Source organism: Streptococcus sp. HMSC071D03 (genome assembly GCF_001812125.1).
In the GTDB taxonomy this organism is placed as follows: Bacteria; Bacillota; Bacilli; order Lactobacillales; family Streptococcaceae; genus Streptococcus; species Streptococcus pseudopneumoniae_N.
The window spans coordinates 1-935 of record NZ_KV807792.1; the positions used below are offsets into that span (position 1 = coordinate 1).

The window sequence follows — 935 nt, forward strand, 5'->3', positions numbered from 1 at the left end:
GGATCCAGACGATGACAACGATGGAATTCCAGATGAGGAAGAAATCACAAATGGAACAGATCCTAAGACACCAACAACTCAAACTCCTACAATCGAAATTACTCAACAACCAAATGGAGATGCGATTGTAACGCCTAAGAAACCAGATGGATCAACATATCCACCAGGAACTAAGGTAGAAATCCCAGGTAAAGATAAGGATCACCCAATCACAGTAACAATTGGTGATAATGGATCAGGTGAAGTACCAAATGACAACCTTCCTAAGAAAGCTGTCCCAGGAACAGGAACAGTAACAGAACCTAATAAGAACCCATCAAAACCAGTAGATGTAACAACACCAGCACATAAGACACCAAAACTAGAGTTGGATCAAGATCCTAAGACAGGTGACGTAACAGTAACACCGAAGAAACCAGATGGCTCAACATTCCCACCAGGAACTAAGGTAGAAATTCCAGGTAAAGATAAGGATCACCCAATCACAGTTACAATCGGTGAAGACGGTAAAGGTAACGTACCAAACAGTGAATTACCAGAAGGTAAAGTCCCAGGAACAGGTAAGATTACAGAACCAGGTAAACCAACGGAAGAAGTTCCAGTTGAAACACCAAGTAAGATAACACCAGATGCTCCAACAACAGAACAACCAGTTGCGATTGAAATTAATCAAAAACCAAATGGTGATGCAGTAGTAACGCCTAAGAAACAAGATGGAAACCCATACCCATCAGGAACTAAGGTAGAAATCCCTGGTGAAGATAAAGATGGAAACCCAATTACAATCACTGTTACGATTGGCGACAATGGTTCAGGTGAAGTACCAAATGACAATCTTCCTAAGAAAGATATCCCAGGAAAAGGAAAAGTAACAGAACCTAATAAGAACCCATCAAAACCAGTAGATGTAACAACACCAGCACATAAGACACCAA

1 pseudogene is annotated in these 935 nt (G+C 41.0%); it reads left to right on the top strand.

Going from position 1 to position 935, the window contains the following annotated elements:
• Positions 1-935: pseudogene (locus tag HMPREF2837_RS11485) on the top strand (hypothetical protein); the annotation flags it as partial.